Origin of the sequence: Massilia sp. IC2-476, assembly GCF_020707295.1 — a bacterium.
Lineage (GTDB): Bacteria > Pseudomonadota > Gammaproteobacteria > Burkholderiales > Burkholderiaceae_D > Telluria.
This window is the reverse complement of record NZ_JAJFER010000002.1, coordinates 678,856-692,427: the sequence shown is the minus strand read 5'-3', so window position 1 is coordinate 692,427 and position 13,572 is coordinate 678,856. Positions and strand designations below refer to the sequence as shown.

The 13,572-nt window shown below is 66.5% G+C and carries 14 protein-coding genes; 9 read left to right on the top strand and 5 right to left on the bottom strand.

What is annotated here, in order from left to right; genetic code table 11:
* The first annotated feature begins 305 nt into the window (after positions 1-305).
* The 3 genes from LK539_RS07955 to LK539_RS07945 all read left to right on the top strand — a co-directional run bounded on the left by LK539_RS07955 (position 306) and on the right by LK539_RS07945 (position 4,342).
* Complete coding sequence (locus LK539_RS07955; RefSeq protein WP_227800365.1) at positions 306-2,117, top strand: CHASE domain-containing protein; 1,812 nt, start codon at positions 306-308, stop codon at positions 2,115-2,117.
* Between the two features lie 242 nt (positions 2,118-2,359).
* Complete coding sequence (locus LK539_RS07950; protein WP_227800364.1) at positions 2,360-3,244, top strand: glycine-rich domain-containing protein-like; 885 nt, start codon at positions 2,360-2,362, stop codon at positions 3,242-3,244.
* Positions 3,245-3,379: 135 nt separating this feature from the next.
* The gene (locus LK539_RS07945) at positions 3,380-4,342 is read left to right on the top strand and encodes an IS1595 family transposase (protein WP_307729094.1); all 963 of its coding nucleotides are present in this window, start codon (positions 3,380-3,382) and stop codon (positions 4,340-4,342) included.
* A gap of 15 nt (positions 4,343-4,357) precedes the next feature.
* On the opposite strand, the gene LK539_RS07940 is transcribed toward LK539_RS07945, so the two are convergent.
* From LK539_RS07940 to LK539_RS07925, 4 genes are all read right to left on the bottom strand, one after another.
* A complete protein-coding gene (locus tag LK539_RS07940; protein WP_227800363.1) occupies positions 4,358-4,627 on the bottom strand; it encodes a hypothetical protein in 270 nt (89 codons plus the stop codon).
* 250 nt (positions 4,628-4,877) lie between these two features.
* Entirely contained in the window at positions 4,878-5,096 is a 219-nt protein-coding gene (locus LK539_RS07935; protein WP_227800362.1) for a hypothetical protein, read from the bottom strand.
* 11 nt (positions 5,097-5,107) lie between these two features.
* The gene (locus LK539_RS07930) at positions 5,108-6,004 is read right to left on the bottom strand and encodes an SDR family oxidoreductase (protein ID WP_227800361.1); all 897 of its coding nucleotides are present in this window, start codon (positions 6,002-6,004) and stop codon (positions 5,108-5,110) included.
* A gap of 4 nt (positions 6,005-6,008) precedes the next feature.
* A complete protein-coding gene (locus LK539_RS07925; RefSeq protein WP_227800360.1) occupies positions 6,009-6,692 on the bottom strand; it encodes a hypothetical protein in 684 nt (227 codons plus the stop codon).
* 129 nt (positions 6,693-6,821) lie between these two features.
* Here LK539_RS07925 and LK539_RS07920 point away from each other — a divergent pair, with 129 nt between their 5' ends.
* The 6 genes from LK539_RS07920 (at position 6,822) to LK539_RS07895 (ending at position 12,642) form a co-directional block, all read left to right on the top strand.
* Positions 6,822-7,844 carry a CDP-6-deoxy-delta-3,4-glucoseen reductase gene (locus tag LK539_RS07920; protein ID WP_227800359.1) on the top strand — a complete coding sequence of 341 codons (1,023 nt, stop codon included), beginning with the start codon at positions 6,822-6,824 and terminating at the stop codon, positions 7,842-7,844.
* A gap of 190 nt (positions 7,845-8,034) precedes the next feature.
* On the top strand, positions 8,035-9,291 hold the full coding sequence (locus LK539_RS07915) for an MFS transporter (RefSeq protein ID WP_227800358.1): 1,257 nt from the start codon (positions 8,035-8,037) through the stop codon (positions 9,289-9,291).
* Positions 9,288-9,989 carry a response regulator transcription factor gene (locus LK539_RS07910; protein ID WP_227800357.1) on the top strand — a complete coding sequence of 234 codons (702 nt, stop codon included), beginning with the start codon at positions 9,288-9,290 and terminating at the stop codon, positions 9,987-9,989. Before LK539_RS07915 ends, LK539_RS07910 begins: the two co-directional genes overlap by 4 nt.
* Positions 9,982-11,196 carry a HAMP domain-containing sensor histidine kinase gene (locus LK539_RS07905; protein WP_227800356.1) on the top strand — a complete coding sequence of 405 codons (1,215 nt, stop codon included), beginning with the start codon at positions 9,982-9,984 and terminating at the stop codon, positions 11,194-11,196. The genes LK539_RS07910 and LK539_RS07905 overlap by 8 nt, the downstream gene beginning before the upstream one ends.
* A gap of 74 nt (positions 11,197-11,270) precedes the next feature.
* Positions 11,271-12,146: a PHB depolymerase family esterase gene (locus LK539_RS07900; protein ID WP_227800355.1), complete on the top strand. Its 876-nt coding sequence runs from the start codon at positions 11,271-11,273 to the stop codon at positions 12,144-12,146.
* A gap of 121 nt (positions 12,147-12,267) precedes the next feature.
* Positions 12,268-12,642: an HPF/RaiA family ribosome-associated protein gene (locus LK539_RS07895; protein WP_227800354.1), complete on the top strand. Its 375-nt coding sequence runs from the start codon at positions 12,268-12,270 to the stop codon at positions 12,640-12,642.
* 37 nt (positions 12,643-12,679) lie between these two features.
* Here the strand turns inward: LK539_RS07895 and LK539_RS07890 are convergent, their stop codons facing one another.
* The gene (locus tag LK539_RS07890; RefSeq protein WP_227800353.1) at positions 12,680-13,486 is read right to left on the bottom strand and encodes a helical backbone metal receptor; all 807 of its coding nucleotides are present in this window, start codon (positions 13,484-13,486) and stop codon (positions 12,680-12,682) included.
* Between the last annotated feature and the right edge of the window lie 86 nt (positions 13,487-13,572).

The window sequence follows — 13,572 nt, the reverse complement described above, 5'->3', positions numbered from 1 at the left end:
ACTGTCTTCGTGGTCCGCCACTGCGGCGATCCGCCTTGCCCTGGGGGTTTTGTTAGACGCTCAAAGCCGCAGTCGAATGAAAAGGGCCGCGCATGCGCGGCCCTTTTCATTGCGAAACGTTTCCATTTTGTCTACTTCGTTGCATTGCCGCTAAACCTATCAAACCTGATAGGTTCTTCGTTTCCTAAACAAGCTTAGCGTATGAATGTTTGTCGCATTAACGCGACGAGTTCACCTAGCAAGCGAGTTTACGGATCATGTCTTCCCGCCGTCCCCACAACCATCTTGTCGCCATACCGACTGTGATGCTGACCGGGGCCTTGCTGTCCGTGACGGTCGGCACCGCGCTCTATCTGGCCACAGCCCATGCCATCGAAAGCGATGCCGAAACGCGCTTTCGCGGGATGGCGCGCACCGCCCAGTTCGCGATCGACGCCCGCATCAAGAGCTATACCGACGTCCTGCGCGGCATGGCCGGCCTGTTCCACGCCAATCCCAAGGCCAGCGCCGACGATTTCCGCCACTATGTCGAGCAGCTCGACACGCCGCGCAATTTCCCCGGCATCCATGCCATGAACTACGCGCGCGCCGTCGGCCCGTCTGAACTGGCGGCCGTGGACGCGGACGTGCGCCGCCGCCTGCGCCAGTACGGCATGCCCGAGCCTGCCAGGAAGCTACATCCCGTGCCGGGACGCGACAGCTATACGATCATCGTCTACATGGAACCGGCCAACCCGGAAACGCTCGACAAGCTCGGCCTCGACCTGGAAGCGCGCAGCTACATCCGCAGTACGGTGGAGTCGGCGCGCGATAACAATTCCTTTACCTCCTCGGGCCTGCGCGTCAATGTGATGCCCGACTCCGGTCCGCGCCAGAACATCCTCGCGATGCGCCTGCCCGTGTACCGCAGCGGCGTGCCGATCGATACCGTCCTGCAGCGCCGCGCCGCCTACATTGGCACCGTCGGCATCGGTTTCGGGCTCAGCACGATGGTCAACGGCGCACTCGAGGGCTTCCCGGTCGATGGCGTGCGCCTGGTGCTCACCGACCTCGACGATGTCCCTTTGGAGCCTGGCGAGGCGCAGCCCAGCGCGGTCCTCTACGACAGCGACTGGACCGCGCGCATTGCGCCAGTGCCGCGCGAAGCCGACCTGCTGCGGGCCAGCCTCCGGATCGAATTCAAGAAGCGCCAGTGGCGCGCCGATTTCAGCATCCCCCGTTACGCGATGTACACGCGTTTCGACTTCTATTACCCCTGGCTGGCCGCCCTTGCCGGCACGCTCAGCACCGCCTTGCTCTACGCGCTGTTCCAGACCATGGCCTCGTCGCGCCGCAGCGCCCTGCGCATGGCCGAGGACATGACGCGCGAGCTGCGCGCCAGCCAATCCAAGCTGCAGGCCACCAACGAGAAACTGCGCCAGCTGGCCGCGCATGCCGAACAGATCAAGGAAGGCGAACGCAAGCGCATCGCGCGCGAGATCCACGACGAACTCGCGCAGAACCTGCTGGCGCTGAAGATCGAGGCCGAGATCCTGGCCAACCGCACGCGCGGCCGCCATGGCCGCCTGCACGAGCGCGCCAGCGCGACGGTGCGCCAGATCGACCTCACCATCCGCAGCGTGCGCCAGATCATCAACGACCTTCGCCCGAACGTCCTCGACCTCGGCCTGGCCGCCGCAGTCGACTGGCAGGTCGCCGACTTCGCGCGCCGCACCGGCATCGAATGCGAACTGGTCGAAGACGAGACCGAACACCATCTCGACGACCAGTGCGCCACCGCGCTGTTCCGCATCCTGCAGGAGTCGCTCAACAACGTGGCGCGGCACGCGCGCGCGAGCCGCGTACGCATCGACCTGCACCAGCACGCCGACATGCTGACCATGACCATCCGCGACAACGGCATCGGCATGCAGCCTGGCAGCCGCAACCGCAGCGGGTCCTTCGGCCTGGTAGGCATCGAAGAACGCGTCAACATCCTTGGCGGCAGCTTCTCGATCAGCAGTGGTCCCGACACGGGCACCACCATCGTCGTCAGCATTCCCTTGGCGGCACATGCATCCGACTCGCCCTCCCTCTCCTCGCAGGACAATGAGGTCACGTTTCCGCTGATTGCCTAGGTCCCTGGCGCTTTTTTTTCCTGTGTTGTCGTGTTTCTACACAGCAGTTTCTTGGTTGACAGAGGTCAACATTGGAACTGACGGTACGCAGGACAATTTTTCTCACTGGCACCGCTCAACACAGGGTGCCTGGCTTCCGATTAACGCCCACCCTCATCCAGGAGGACCCTCTGCAGTACCGCTTCAACTAGGGATAAAAAAGAGTGCCTCAACCAACAGATCTACAACAAAAGGTGATAACTATGTTGACCAATGAATTCGCAGCTTTCGAAACGCTGGATCTCGATCCGATCAAAATGAAACTGATGCATGTGCACTCCGGCGAAGGCTGGACCGCGCTGCGCGCCGATGCCGTGGAGACGGAATACCGCCGCTTCCTCTTCCTGATGAAGAAGTACCCCAATGCAGAGGCATCGCCAACGGTTGACGTGGATATCTTCTGGCACTACCACATCCTCGACACGCTGAAGTACGCCCGCGACTGCGAAGCCGTGTTCGGCTACTTCCTGCACCACTATCCCTATGTCGGCATGGGCGCCAGTGCGAACGATGACGACCACGCCGCCGGCGGAGAGCGCATGCGCAGCATCTACGAAGCGGAATTCGGCACCGCGGCTGCGGCCAACAGCGCGCACGCATACTGCGCCGGGCCGGGCATGCCGCGCGAAGCTGCCATCGCCGCCTACGCATACTGCGCCGGACCGGGCAAACTGCGCCAGGCTAGCGACGCCGCGTTCGCATACTGCGCCTCGCCAGGCACGCCGCGCGAAGCTGCCAACGCTGCCCACGCATATTGCGCCGCGCCGGGCAAGCCGCGCGAAGCCGCCAACGCCGCCGCCTACGCCTACTGCGCCTCGCCGGGCCAGCCGCGTGAAGCCGCCAACACTGCCTATGCATACTGCGCCTCGCCAGGCCAGCCGCGCGAAGCCGCCAACGCTGCCTACGCATACTGCGCCGCGCCGGGCCAGCCGCGCCAGGCTGCCAGGGCGACCTACGCGTACTGCGCGTCGCCGGGTACCCCGCGCGAAGCCGCCAACGCTGCGTATGCCTACTGCGCCTCGCCGGGCAAGCCCACGCAGGTACAGCGTGACGTCGCAGCAGGCAAGGAACTGGCACACGCCGCCTGAACCCTTCCCCTCACGGCCGGGTGGCGACGTTTGCGTCCCCCCGGCCGTTCTTTTTGGCGCTGTCACCGCTACGTGTAGAAACTGAACTGCTGAGCTGAATGGATGTCCAACCTGGGTCGATGATCAGGAGGGACCATGAATGCCGCCGGCTTTCGTCGTTTGCTGCAGCAGGCAGGCTTGCTCAGCCGCCAGCAACGATCACTGCTGATCGAATTCCTGCGCCCGGCGCTTGGCCTGGATCAGGTGTGCGAAGCCATCGATGGGGCCCGGCCTGCTCCCCTCTGTTGTCCCGGCTGCGGCGGCTTCCGGCATTATCGTCACGGCATCGTTCGAGGCCTGCAGCGCTACCGCTGCCGCGCTTGCGGCCGCACCTTCAGCGCCTTGACCGGCACGCCTCTCGCCAGGCTGCGCCACCGCGCGAAATGGATCGACTACCTCAGGGACATGCTCGACTCGCGCAGCGTGCGCGCGGCAGCCAAGCGTATCGGAGTGCATCGCAACACCAGCTTTCGCTGGCGTCATCGATTCCTTGACGGGGCGCGGCTGGACCAGCCCGAGCGCCTCGCGGGCATTGCTGAGGCGGACGAGATGTTCATCCTCGAATCGCAAAAGGGTTCGCGCTGCCTGGACCGGCCTGCCCGCAAGCGCGGTGGCAGCGCACACAGCCGGGGCATCAGCCACGAGCACGACTGCATCCTGGTGGCCCGTGACCGCAGTGGTCAGACCCGCTCCTGTATCACCGGGCGGGCTGCGGTCACCCCCAGCCAGCTGCACCGGCACCTGCTGCCCGTGCTCGACCCTGACGTCCTGTTGGTGACCGACGGGCATGTTGCGTACCGCACTTTCACGCGCGAGGCTGGTATAGCGCATGCCTTTGTGAACCTGCGGGCCGGTGAGCGCATGCGCGGCGCCGTTCATGTGCAGAACGTCAATTCCTATCACCAGCGCCTGCGCAGCTGGCTTTCGCGCTTCCATGGCGTGGCCTCACGCTACTTGCCGAACTACCTTGGCTGGCGCTGGGCGCTGGACGAAGGGCGTATTGCCGAGCCTGAGCAGCTGCTGCGAGCAGCAATCGGCATTTTCCACATCCAACGCTGACAGCGCCTTCTTTTTTCAGGCCGCGAGCGGCTGCAGCGCGTCCGTCGGCTTGACCATCAGCGCACGCAGTTCACGGATGCTGAACTCGCTCTCCTCATGCATGCGCAGCAGCAGCGTGGCGCCGATCGGCAGGATGTTGTGGCGGATCTTGCTGATCACCGGCGGCGCCACTTCGAGCACGCGCGACAGGGCGGCGTCGTTCTTCAGGCGCAGCCTGGCGATGATGGCGTCGAGGAGACGGTTGGGGTCGTATTCCGCGCCGGGCGGAAGGCGTCTGATGGGCATGGGACTCTTTCAGGATTGTTAAATATTTGTCACTTTCCGTGATCTATCGCGATTTATTTTCATACAAGGCCGCATTGGCATCATTTGTATGGCTTTTCTCGTCAAGGGCGAAATGATACACATTCAGCATGTTATTTGCACAAGATGCTGCTGTTTTTGAAGGCATGCTCTAGACGTGCGCAGGCCTCCGAGGCAAGCCGGATGGATGGAAGATTGGAGAGAGGTCGTCCCGACCGGGGACGGCAAAGGCTTACTTCTTCTTGCCGGACTTGGCGAGGCTGGCCTGGTACAGGTTGCGCGCGTCCGTATGGGCGCGGTCGAGGGTGCGCATCTCGGGCTTGTCGTCGTGCGCCACGAAGTATTCCTTGTCCTGCGCATCGACGACGATCTTGATCGCGGCGGCGTCCGGGATGCCGTATTTTTCGACGATCAGGGTGGTCACTTCGTCGAGGTATTCTTCGTAGGTCATGCTGGCCTCTTTCATTGGGAGCCCGATTGTACTCCGCGCGCCAGCGCCGCGGCCACGTCGGGATAGCGCAGGCGCGCGCGCAGCTCGCGCTTCAGGCGCGTATTGTCGAGGCGCCGCGACTCCGACATGAAGGACAGCAGCATCGGCGTGACCACCGCCTGTAGTTCGCTGCGCGGCAGGCGCGGCGGCCGCGCCAGGCCGTACGCATCGGCCACGGCGTCGAAATACTCGCCCATCTTCATGCGGGTGTCGTCCACCGCATGCACCACGCGGCCCGGCAGGCCGCGCAGCAGCGCCAGCGCGACGATGCGCGCCAGGTCGTCGGCGTGGATGTGGTTGGTGTAGACGTCGTCTTCCGGCCGCAGCGCCGGCGTGCCCTGTTCCAGGCGCTTGAGCGGCAGGCGGTCGGCGGCGTAGATACCCGGCACGCGCAGGATCGCCAGGCGCGCGCCATTCGCCACGGCCCAGGCGCGCAGCACCTGTTCGGCGTCGACGCGGCGCTGCGCGCGCGCATTGCGCGGCGCCACCGGGCGCGTCTCGCGTACCAGTTCGCCGCCGCAGTCGCCATACACGCCGCTGGTGCTCACGTAGACCAGGCGCCGGGCCTGGCCGAGGACGGCGACCAGGTGCCGCGTGCGACGGTCCAGGCTACCCTCGGGCTGCGGCGGCGCCAGGTGCAGCACCCAGTCGGCCAGCCCACGCAGGCGCTGCAGGCTCGCAGGCTGGTCGAGGTCGGCCACCACCGGCACCGCGCCGGCGGCGCGCAGCTCGGCGCAGCGCTCGCGCTGGCTGGTCAGGGCGAACACGCGGAAGCGCCCGGCGAGCAGGGGCAGCAGGCGCATGCCCACGTCGCCGCAGCCGACGACGAGCAGGCGCGGGCGCTTGAAAAGTGTGGAGCGGGTCTTCATGGGCTCAGGCCAGCAGCTCGTCGGCGGCGCTGGCCGCGGCGCAGGCCAGCACCGGCATGGCCACGATCAGGCCCAGTCCCAGCAGCAGCATCGACAGCAGCAGCATCAGTGCGCCCAGCACCGCCACCGTCAGGAAGGGCAGCGGATTGCGCAGCGAAGCGGCCACGCTCAGGCCCAGCGCGCGCACCACGCCGATTTTCCGTTCCACCACCAGCGCCGGCGCCAGCCACAGCGTCGACAAGGCCAGCCACACCAGCAGCTGGGCGGCGGCGAATGCATAGAACAGGCCCTTGCCGATGTGCGCGGCGCTATACATTCCCTGCATCGCGGCGCCCGCGCCGATCGCGCCGACGAGCATGAGCTGCGCCAGCGAGGCAAGACCGACCACGATGGCGAGCGCCCACAGCGCCGGATTCTTCCAGGCGCCGCTGCCGGCCAGGAAGACTTCGCCTCCGCGCGCCATGCGGCACCAGGCCGCGACAATGCCGAGGTAGACGGTGGCGAGGACGGGCACCAGGATGCTGGCCCGCGGGATGAACAGCCACAGGAGGATCAGCAGGCCGGCGCTGAGCACCGCCAAGGGCTGCCAGCGGCGCTGGAACATGGACCAGCCGGCAGCCAGCCAGGCCAGTCCCCGGCCGTGGGGCGCCTGGTGGATCGTCAGGGTCGGGGTATCGCTGGCTTGCATGGTGCTTCCTTCAAAGGGTCGGTTCGGTGCCGCAGGATTGTATCCCAGCCCGGGTAGCGTCTGCGGCCCCCGCCCTGCTCCGTGTAAAATAGCCAAGACATTCCAATAGCAACATCAGAGCATTCATTTATGACGTTCCAGATCACCGTCCAGCCCAGCGGCCACCAGTTCAGCTGCGAAGCCGACGAAACCGTCCTTTCCGCCGCGATCCGCGCCGGCATCGGCCTGCCTTACGGCTGCAAGAACGGCGCCTGCGGTTCCTGCAAGGGCAAGGTCCTCGAGGGCGAACTGACCCACAAGCCGCACCAGCAGCGCGCCCTGAGCGACATCGAGAAGACCCAGGGCATGTCGCTGTTCTGCTGCGCGGTGCCGCAACAGGACCTGGTGATCGAGGCGCGCGAAGTGGGCGGCAGCTCGGACTACCCGGTGCGCAAGATGCCGACCCGGGTCGCCGGCATTCGCAAGGCCGCGCCGGACGTGGCCATCGTCACGCTGCAGCTGCCGGCCAACGAGGCGCTGGCCTACCGCGCCGGCCAGTACATCGAATTCCTGCTCAAGGACGGCAAGCGCCGCGCCTACAGCATCGCTTGCGCGCCCTCGTTCAGCGGCCCGCTCGAACTGCACATCCGCCACCTGGCGGGCGGCCTGTTCACCGACCACGTGTTCGGCGCCATGAAGGAGCGCGACATCCTGCGCTTCGAAGGCCCGCTCGGCACCTTCTTCCTGCGCGAAGAGTCCGACAAGCCGATCGTGCTGCTGGCATCGGGCACCGGCTTCGCCCCGGTCAAGGCCCTGGTCGAGCACCTGATGCACCTGAAATCGACCCGCCTCGTGCGCCTGTACTGGGGCGGCCGCCGTCCCCAGGACCTGTACATGGACGAGCTGTGCCGCGCCTGGGAAACCACGCTGCCGGACTTCCAGTACGTGCCGGTGATCTCGGACGCGCTGCCTGAAGACGCCTGGCAGGGCCGCAGCGGCTACGTGCACGCGGCCGTGATGCAGGACATCCCGGACCTCTCGCGCCACCAGGTGTACGCCTGCGGCGCGCCCATCATGGTGGAATCGGCGCGGCGTGACTACGTGGCGCAGTGCGGACTGCCGGAAGACGAGTTCTTTGCGGATGCGTTCACCAGTGAGGCTGATCTGGCGTAGGGTGGGCGGGTCTCCCGCCCACGCGGTGATAGTTAGCGGCGAGATCATCCGGCGCGAAACAGGAGCTGGGACCGATCACCGCGTGGGGTGCATCGTGCCGGTGGCACGATGCACGAGCCGCCCACCCTACGAAAGTCCAAATTTCGGGCACAATGCATAGCGATCCCTAGCATTGTCCCGAAAGCCCTTCATGTCCCTGCTGTCCTCGTCCAGCGGCCTGGCCGTCCTGCGTAACCGCAACCTCTCGTTCTACCTTTCGGCGCGCTTTCTCGGCACCCTGGCGGTGCAGATGCAGAGCGTGGCCATCGGCTGGCAGGTCTACCAGATCACGGGCAGCCTGTTCGACCTCGGCCTGATCGGCCTGGCCCAGTTCGCGCCCTTCCTGGTGCTGATCCTGTGGGCCGGCCACGTGGCCGACCGCTACAACCGCCGCAACATCGTCCTGCTGTGCATGGCCACGCAACTGCTGTGCAGCCTGCTGCTGGTGGGCTTCACCGCCAGCGGCAGCAGCGTGGTGTGGCCGGTGTTCGCGATCCTGGTGCTGTTCGGCTCCGCACGCGCCTTCATGATGCCGGCCTCGCAGGCGGTGCTCAAGAACCTGGTGCCGGACCGCGACTTCAGCCAGGCCGTGGCCCTGAGTTCCTCGACCTTCCACGTGGCCGTCATCGCCGGCCCGATCATTGGCGGCCTGCTGTACGCCTTCGGCCCAATGACGGTGCACATGGTGGCCGCCAGCCTGCTCACGGTCGCGGTGCTGTGCATGGCCGGCACCCGCGCCGCGCCGCAGGCGCGCAGCCAGGGGCCGGTGAGCCTGGCGTCGCTGCTGGAAGGCCTGCGCTTCGTGTGGTCGCGCCCGATCGTGCTCGGTGCGATCTCGCTCGACCTGTTCGCGGTGCTGTTCGGCGGCGCCACCGCCCTGCTGCCGGCCTACGCCCACGACGTGCTGCACGCCGGCCCGGAAGCGCTCGGCCTGCTGCGCACCGCACCGGGCCTGGGTGCGGCCCTGTGTTCGATTCTGCTGGCCTTCTTCCCGATCACGCGCCGGGTCGGCCTGTGGATGTTCGGCGGCGTCGCCGTGTTCGGCCTGTGCACCCTCGTCATGGGCATGACCGACAGCTTCCCGGTGGCCCTCGGCGCCCTGTTCCTGCTCGGCGCGGGCGACATGGTGAGCGTCTACATCCGCCACCTGCTGGTGCAGTACGAAACGCCGGACGACATCCGCGGCCGCGTCAGCGCGGTCAATTCGGTGTTCATCGGCGCCTCCAACGAGCTGGGCGAATTCGAATCCGGCGTCACCGCCGGCTGGCTCGGCCTGGTGCGCGCCATCCTGCTCGGCGGCGCCGCCACGCTCGCCGTGACCGGCCTGTGGGCGCTGTTGTTCCCGGTGCTGTCGCGCATGGACCGCTTTCCGCACCACGAGAAAGAACAGGAGCGGGCCAGGGCATGAAGCGCCCCGTGCTGAGCGTGCTGGTGGTGGAGGACCACCCGACCATCGCCCGCCAGCTGGTCGGCTTCCTCGAGGGGCTTGGCTGGCAGCCGGACCATGCCGGTACCGGAGAGCTGGCCATCCGGCTCGCCACCACGCAGCCCTACGACGTGGTCCTGCTCGACCTGAACCTGCCCGACCTCGACGGCCTGCAGGTATGCCGCGCAATCAAGGCCGGGGCGCCGCGCAACGTGCCGGTGCTGATGCTGACGGCGCGCGACGCGTTCGAAGACAAGGCGCAGGGCTTTCGCGAAGGCGCCGACGACTATGTGCCCAAGCCTTTCGACCTGCGCGAAGTCGCCCTGCGCTGCGAGGCCTTGGCCCGGCGCGGCGCCCTCTACCAGCCGCAGGAGCTGCGGGTCGGGCCGTTCACGCTGATGCCGCGCGAACGGCGCGCACTCTACGGCGACGCACCGCTGGCGCTGACCCAGACCGGCTTCGCCATCCTGCTCATGCTGTGCCGCGAGCACCCGCATCCGGTGCCGCGCTCGGCGCTGGTCCAGCACTTGTGGGGTGCGACCCCGCCCGCCAGCGATGCGCTGAAGTCGCACATCTACACGCTGCGCAAGACGCTGGAAGCGGCATCTGGCCGCAAAATCCTGGCCACCATCCTGCAGCTCGGCTACCGCCTCGACCTGGAGCCGCCCAGCGATGCTTAGATCGATCCGCCGCAGCCTGTTCGCCGCGCTGGCCGGCCTCACGGTCCTGATCTGCTTGGGCTATACGGGCCTGGCGGTGGTGATCGCCTACGTCACCGAAGACATGCTGGTCGGGCGCCTGCTAGAACGCGAGGCCCGGGCCATCGAGCAGCACGCCGCCCGCCACGGCGCGCTGCCGCGCCCGTCCAGCGACCTGGTCGCCATCCACGCCAGCCACGCGAGCCTCCCCGCGGCGGTACGCGCCGCCACCACTCCCCTGCAGGAACGCGCCGAAGTGTTTACCGACACCGGCCAGCATTACCACCTCCTGGCACGCGAGCTGCCGGGCCATGGTCGTGTCTACCTGCTGGCCGACGTGGCGCCGGTGCTGGTGGTGTCGAAAGTGGTGCAGGACGTGGGTGGGGTGCTGATCTTCTTCGCGCTGCTGCTGATTGCGCTGGCCCTCCTGCTGGCCTGGCTGCTGGCGCGGCGCCTGGTGCTGCCGCTGCAGGTGCTGGCGCGCGAAGCGCAGGCATTGGCGCCCGGCGCCACGCCCGCCTTCAGCGCGCGCGGGCGGCTTGACGAGATCGGCGTGCTGGCCGAGCGCCTCGACACCAGCTTCGGCGCGCTGCAGGCTGCGCTGCGCCGCGAGCACGATTTCACGCGCGACGTCGGCCATGAACTGCGCACGCCCCTGACGGTCATGCGCAACACGCTGGTCCTGAGCGAAGGCCGTGCGCTCGGCCCCGAGGAACTGGCGCAGCTGCGCAGCGGCCTGCACGACATCGGCGCCACCATCGACGTCCTGTTCGCGCTGGCGCGCAGCCAGCAGCTCGGCCAGGAAAACGTCGACCTGCGCGCCCTCATCGAGACCTGCCTGCTGCGCCTGCCCGGCGCAGAGGATTGGGACGAGGAGCGCTTCAGCCTGTCCTTGCCGGAGCGGCTGCCGGTGTTGGGCAACCGCCAGCTGGCCGGCATCCTGCTCAACAACTGCATCGGCAACGCCCTGTTTCATGGCGGGCCGCAGGTAGTGCTCTCGATCGCGTGGGAAAACGGGGCGCTGTGCATCATCAACAGCGTGGATGGAGAGCGGCACGGTCAGGTCCAGGGCTTCGCGCACGGACAGCTGCTGCTGCGGCGCGCGGCGCAGGCCATGGGCTGGGACATCGCCTTTCATCCGGGCGTCAAGGACTACCGGGTCGAGATCACGCCGCACCTAGCGGCCTGAAAAAGCAGGCGGATTTTCACCGCGATTTCACCTGAGGATCCGTACGCTGACGGCTCCATCACTACGGAGTCGCCATGAAACGCATCCTGATCGCCTTCCTCGTCCTCGCCGCCGGGTGCGGCAGCGCGCTCGCCCAGGTGAGCAGCCTGGTCCACAAGGAAGAAAAGCGCCGCTACATCGTCTATACCCCGCCTTCGTACGCGAGCGACACCCGGCCCTACCCGGTCGTCTTCAACTTCCACGGCAGCGGCATGAGCATGGCCGAGCAAATGCTGTACACCGGCATGAACCGGGCCGCGGACCGGCACCGCTTCATCGTGGTCTACCCGAAAGGCATCAAGGAAGACTGGAACGTCGGCTTCGGCCAGTCCTACCTGGGCGGCAGCGACGACGTCGGCTTCACCGAGGCGCTGCTCGCCAAACTCAGGAAGGACTACCGCATCGATGCCAGCCGCGTGTACGCGTCCGGCCTGTCGCGCGGCGGCTTCTTCGCGCTGCGCCTGGCGGCCGAGCTGCCGCAGACCTTCGCCGCCGTGGCCTCGGTGGGCGGACCCACGCCGGAGCCGGTGGTCCAGCACCACGGCAAGCCGGGCAAGGTGGGCGTGATGCTGGTCCACGGTACCGCCGATCAAGTGGTCGCCTACGACGGCAAGGCCACCGGATACCTGTCAGCCGTCGACAGCCACCGCTACTGGCTCAAGCACAACGGGCTGCTTGCCGCCGCCGAACAGTCGCGCGTGCTCGATACCGACAAGACCGACGGCACGGAGGTGCATTACCTGGAACAGGGCGATGCCGACACGCGGGTGGCGCTGGTGACGGTCAAGGAGGGTGGCCACACCTGGCCGGGCGCCGATGCCTTCAATGTGGGCCTGCCTATCGGCAAGACCACGCGCGACGTCGATGCCAACGAGCTCATGTGGCAGTTCTTCCAGCGGCACCGCCGCTGAGGCAACTCCTGAATATGGTCGGCCTTGCAACTTGCGGGGTCGGCCCCACCTGTCATAACGGGACGCGGCCAAAATCGCGCCGCAGGTAAGATGTAAGCGTTATGACAACAGGAGCAATCACATGCAGATCAACGTCAATACCGACCGCACCATCACCAACCACCAGGGCCTGGACGAACACGTGGAAACGGTTGTCCGCAGCTCGATCGATCGCTTCGGCGAGCACATTACCCGTGTGGACGTACATCTGAGCAATGAGAACAGGGAAAAAGGCGCCGACGGCGGCAACTATTGCATGATGGAAGCACGCGTCAGCGGCTACCAGCCGATCGTCGTCCATGAGCACTCCGACGACCTGCGCCAGTCGATCAAGAACGCCGGCGGCAAGCTGGCACGCGCCCTCGACAGCGCCCTCGGCCGCCTGCAGGACAAGAACAAGCATACCTCCCCGGCCATCGACGATCCGCTGTCGGACAAGCACCTGACCGACTCGTGATCCACTCGCGCACGCCCTGCTCCTGGGCGTGCGCGCATCAGGCAGCGCCTTCCACCATCGCCCGCAGCTCGCGCAGATAGCGCAGGCCGGCCAGTGCGCGGCTGCCGTACCACGACATCATCTCCCCGTCGACCAGGAACACCGGGATGCCGAGCTGCTTCTCGAGCGCGTCCGCATGCGCTTCCGTGAAGCGGTAGGGTTCGGTCGACAGCAGCACCGCATCGAGCTGGCCAACCAGCCCTTCCGACCACTCGAAGCGCGGATAGCGCGCCTCGCCCAGGTCCGGCACGCGCCAGCCCAGTTCGGCCAGCATGGCGGCGATGTAGGTGTCTTTCGATACGCTCATCCACGGGTCTTGCCAGATACAGTACAGGACGGTGCGTTGCGGCGCCCGTGGCAGGGCCTGCAGGGTCGCGTATTCCAGTTCGAAGGCGGTGCACCAGCGTTCGGCCGCCCCTTCCACGCCGAAGATTCCTCCCATCAGGCGCGCCAGCGCCAGGTTGTCCGTCGGCACCAGCGGGTGGGTGACGACGATGTTCGGCACGAACTCCGCCAGCCGCTCGACGGTCGGCTTTTCGTTCTCGTCGATGTTCACCACCAGGTGGGTCGGCGCCAGCTTGCGGATCTTTTCGATGTTGACGTCCTTGGTGCCACCCACTTTCGGGATACGCTCGACGATGTCCTTCGGATGGATGCAGAAGCCGGTGCGGCCGACCAGTTGCTGCGCCAGGCCGAGCTCGCACAGCAGTTCGGTGATCGAGGGCACCAGCGAGACGATGCGGGCATCGTGCGCCGCGGTGTGGGAATGGCCGAGCGCATCGACCAGGTGGGAGGAATTCGTCATGGCCGCCATTTGACCACTGTTGTTTCTGGAACGCCATCCCATCCGCATGAGTTGCAATGGGTTATCATTCCATGTCGTAATGACGC

Coding starts and splice junctions, on each gene's coding strand:
- LK539_RS07925 (WP_227800360.1), bottom strand. CDS start 6,692: ATGCAAGCCAGCGATACCCCGACCCTGACGATCCACCAGGCGCCCCAC.
- LK539_RS07900 (WP_227800355.1), top strand. CDS start 11,271: ATGAAACGCATCCTGATCGCCTTCCTCGTCCTCGCCGCCGGGTGCGGC.
- LK539_RS07950 (WP_227800364.1), top strand. CDS start 2,360: ATGTTGACCAATGAATTCGCAGCTTTCGAAACGCTGGATCTCGATCCG.
- LK539_RS07930 (WP_227800361.1), bottom strand. CDS start 6,004: ATGAAGACCCGCTCCACACTTTTCAAGCGCCCGCGCCTGCTCGTCGTC.
- LK539_RS07895 (WP_227800354.1), top strand. CDS start 12,268: ATGCAGATCAACGTCAATACCGACCGCACCATCACCAACCACCAGGGC.
- LK539_RS07940 (WP_227800363.1), bottom strand. CDS start 4,627: ATGCCCATCAGACGCCTTCCGCCCGGCGCGGAATACGACCCCAACCGT.
- LK539_RS07935 (WP_227800362.1), bottom strand. CDS start 5,096: ATGACCTACGAAGAATACCTCGACGAAGTGACCACCCTGATCGTCGAA.
- LK539_RS07915 (WP_227800358.1), top strand. CDS start 8,035: ATGTCCCTGCTGTCCTCGTCCAGCGGCCTGGCCGTCCTGCGTAACCGC.
- LK539_RS07955 (WP_227800365.1), top strand. CDS start 306: ATGCTGACCGGGGCCTTGCTGTCCGTGACGGTCGGCACCGCGCTCTAT.
- LK539_RS07920 (WP_227800359.1), top strand. CDS start 6,822: ATGACGTTCCAGATCACCGTCCAGCCCAGCGGCCACCAGTTCAGCTGC.
- LK539_RS07905 (WP_227800356.1), top strand. CDS start 9,982: ATGCTTAGATCGATCCGCCGCAGCCTGTTCGCCGCGCTGGCCGGCCTC.
- LK539_RS07890 (WP_227800353.1), bottom strand. CDS start 13,486: ATGACGAATTCCTCCCACCTGGTCGATGCGCTCGGCCATTCCCACACC.
- LK539_RS07910 (WP_227800357.1), top strand. CDS start 9,288: ATGAAGCGCCCCGTGCTGAGCGTGCTGGTGGTGGAGGACCACCCGACC.
- LK539_RS07945 (WP_307729094.1), top strand. CDS start 3,380: ATGAATGCCGCCGGCTTTCGTCGTTTGCTGCAGCAGGCAGGCTTGCTC.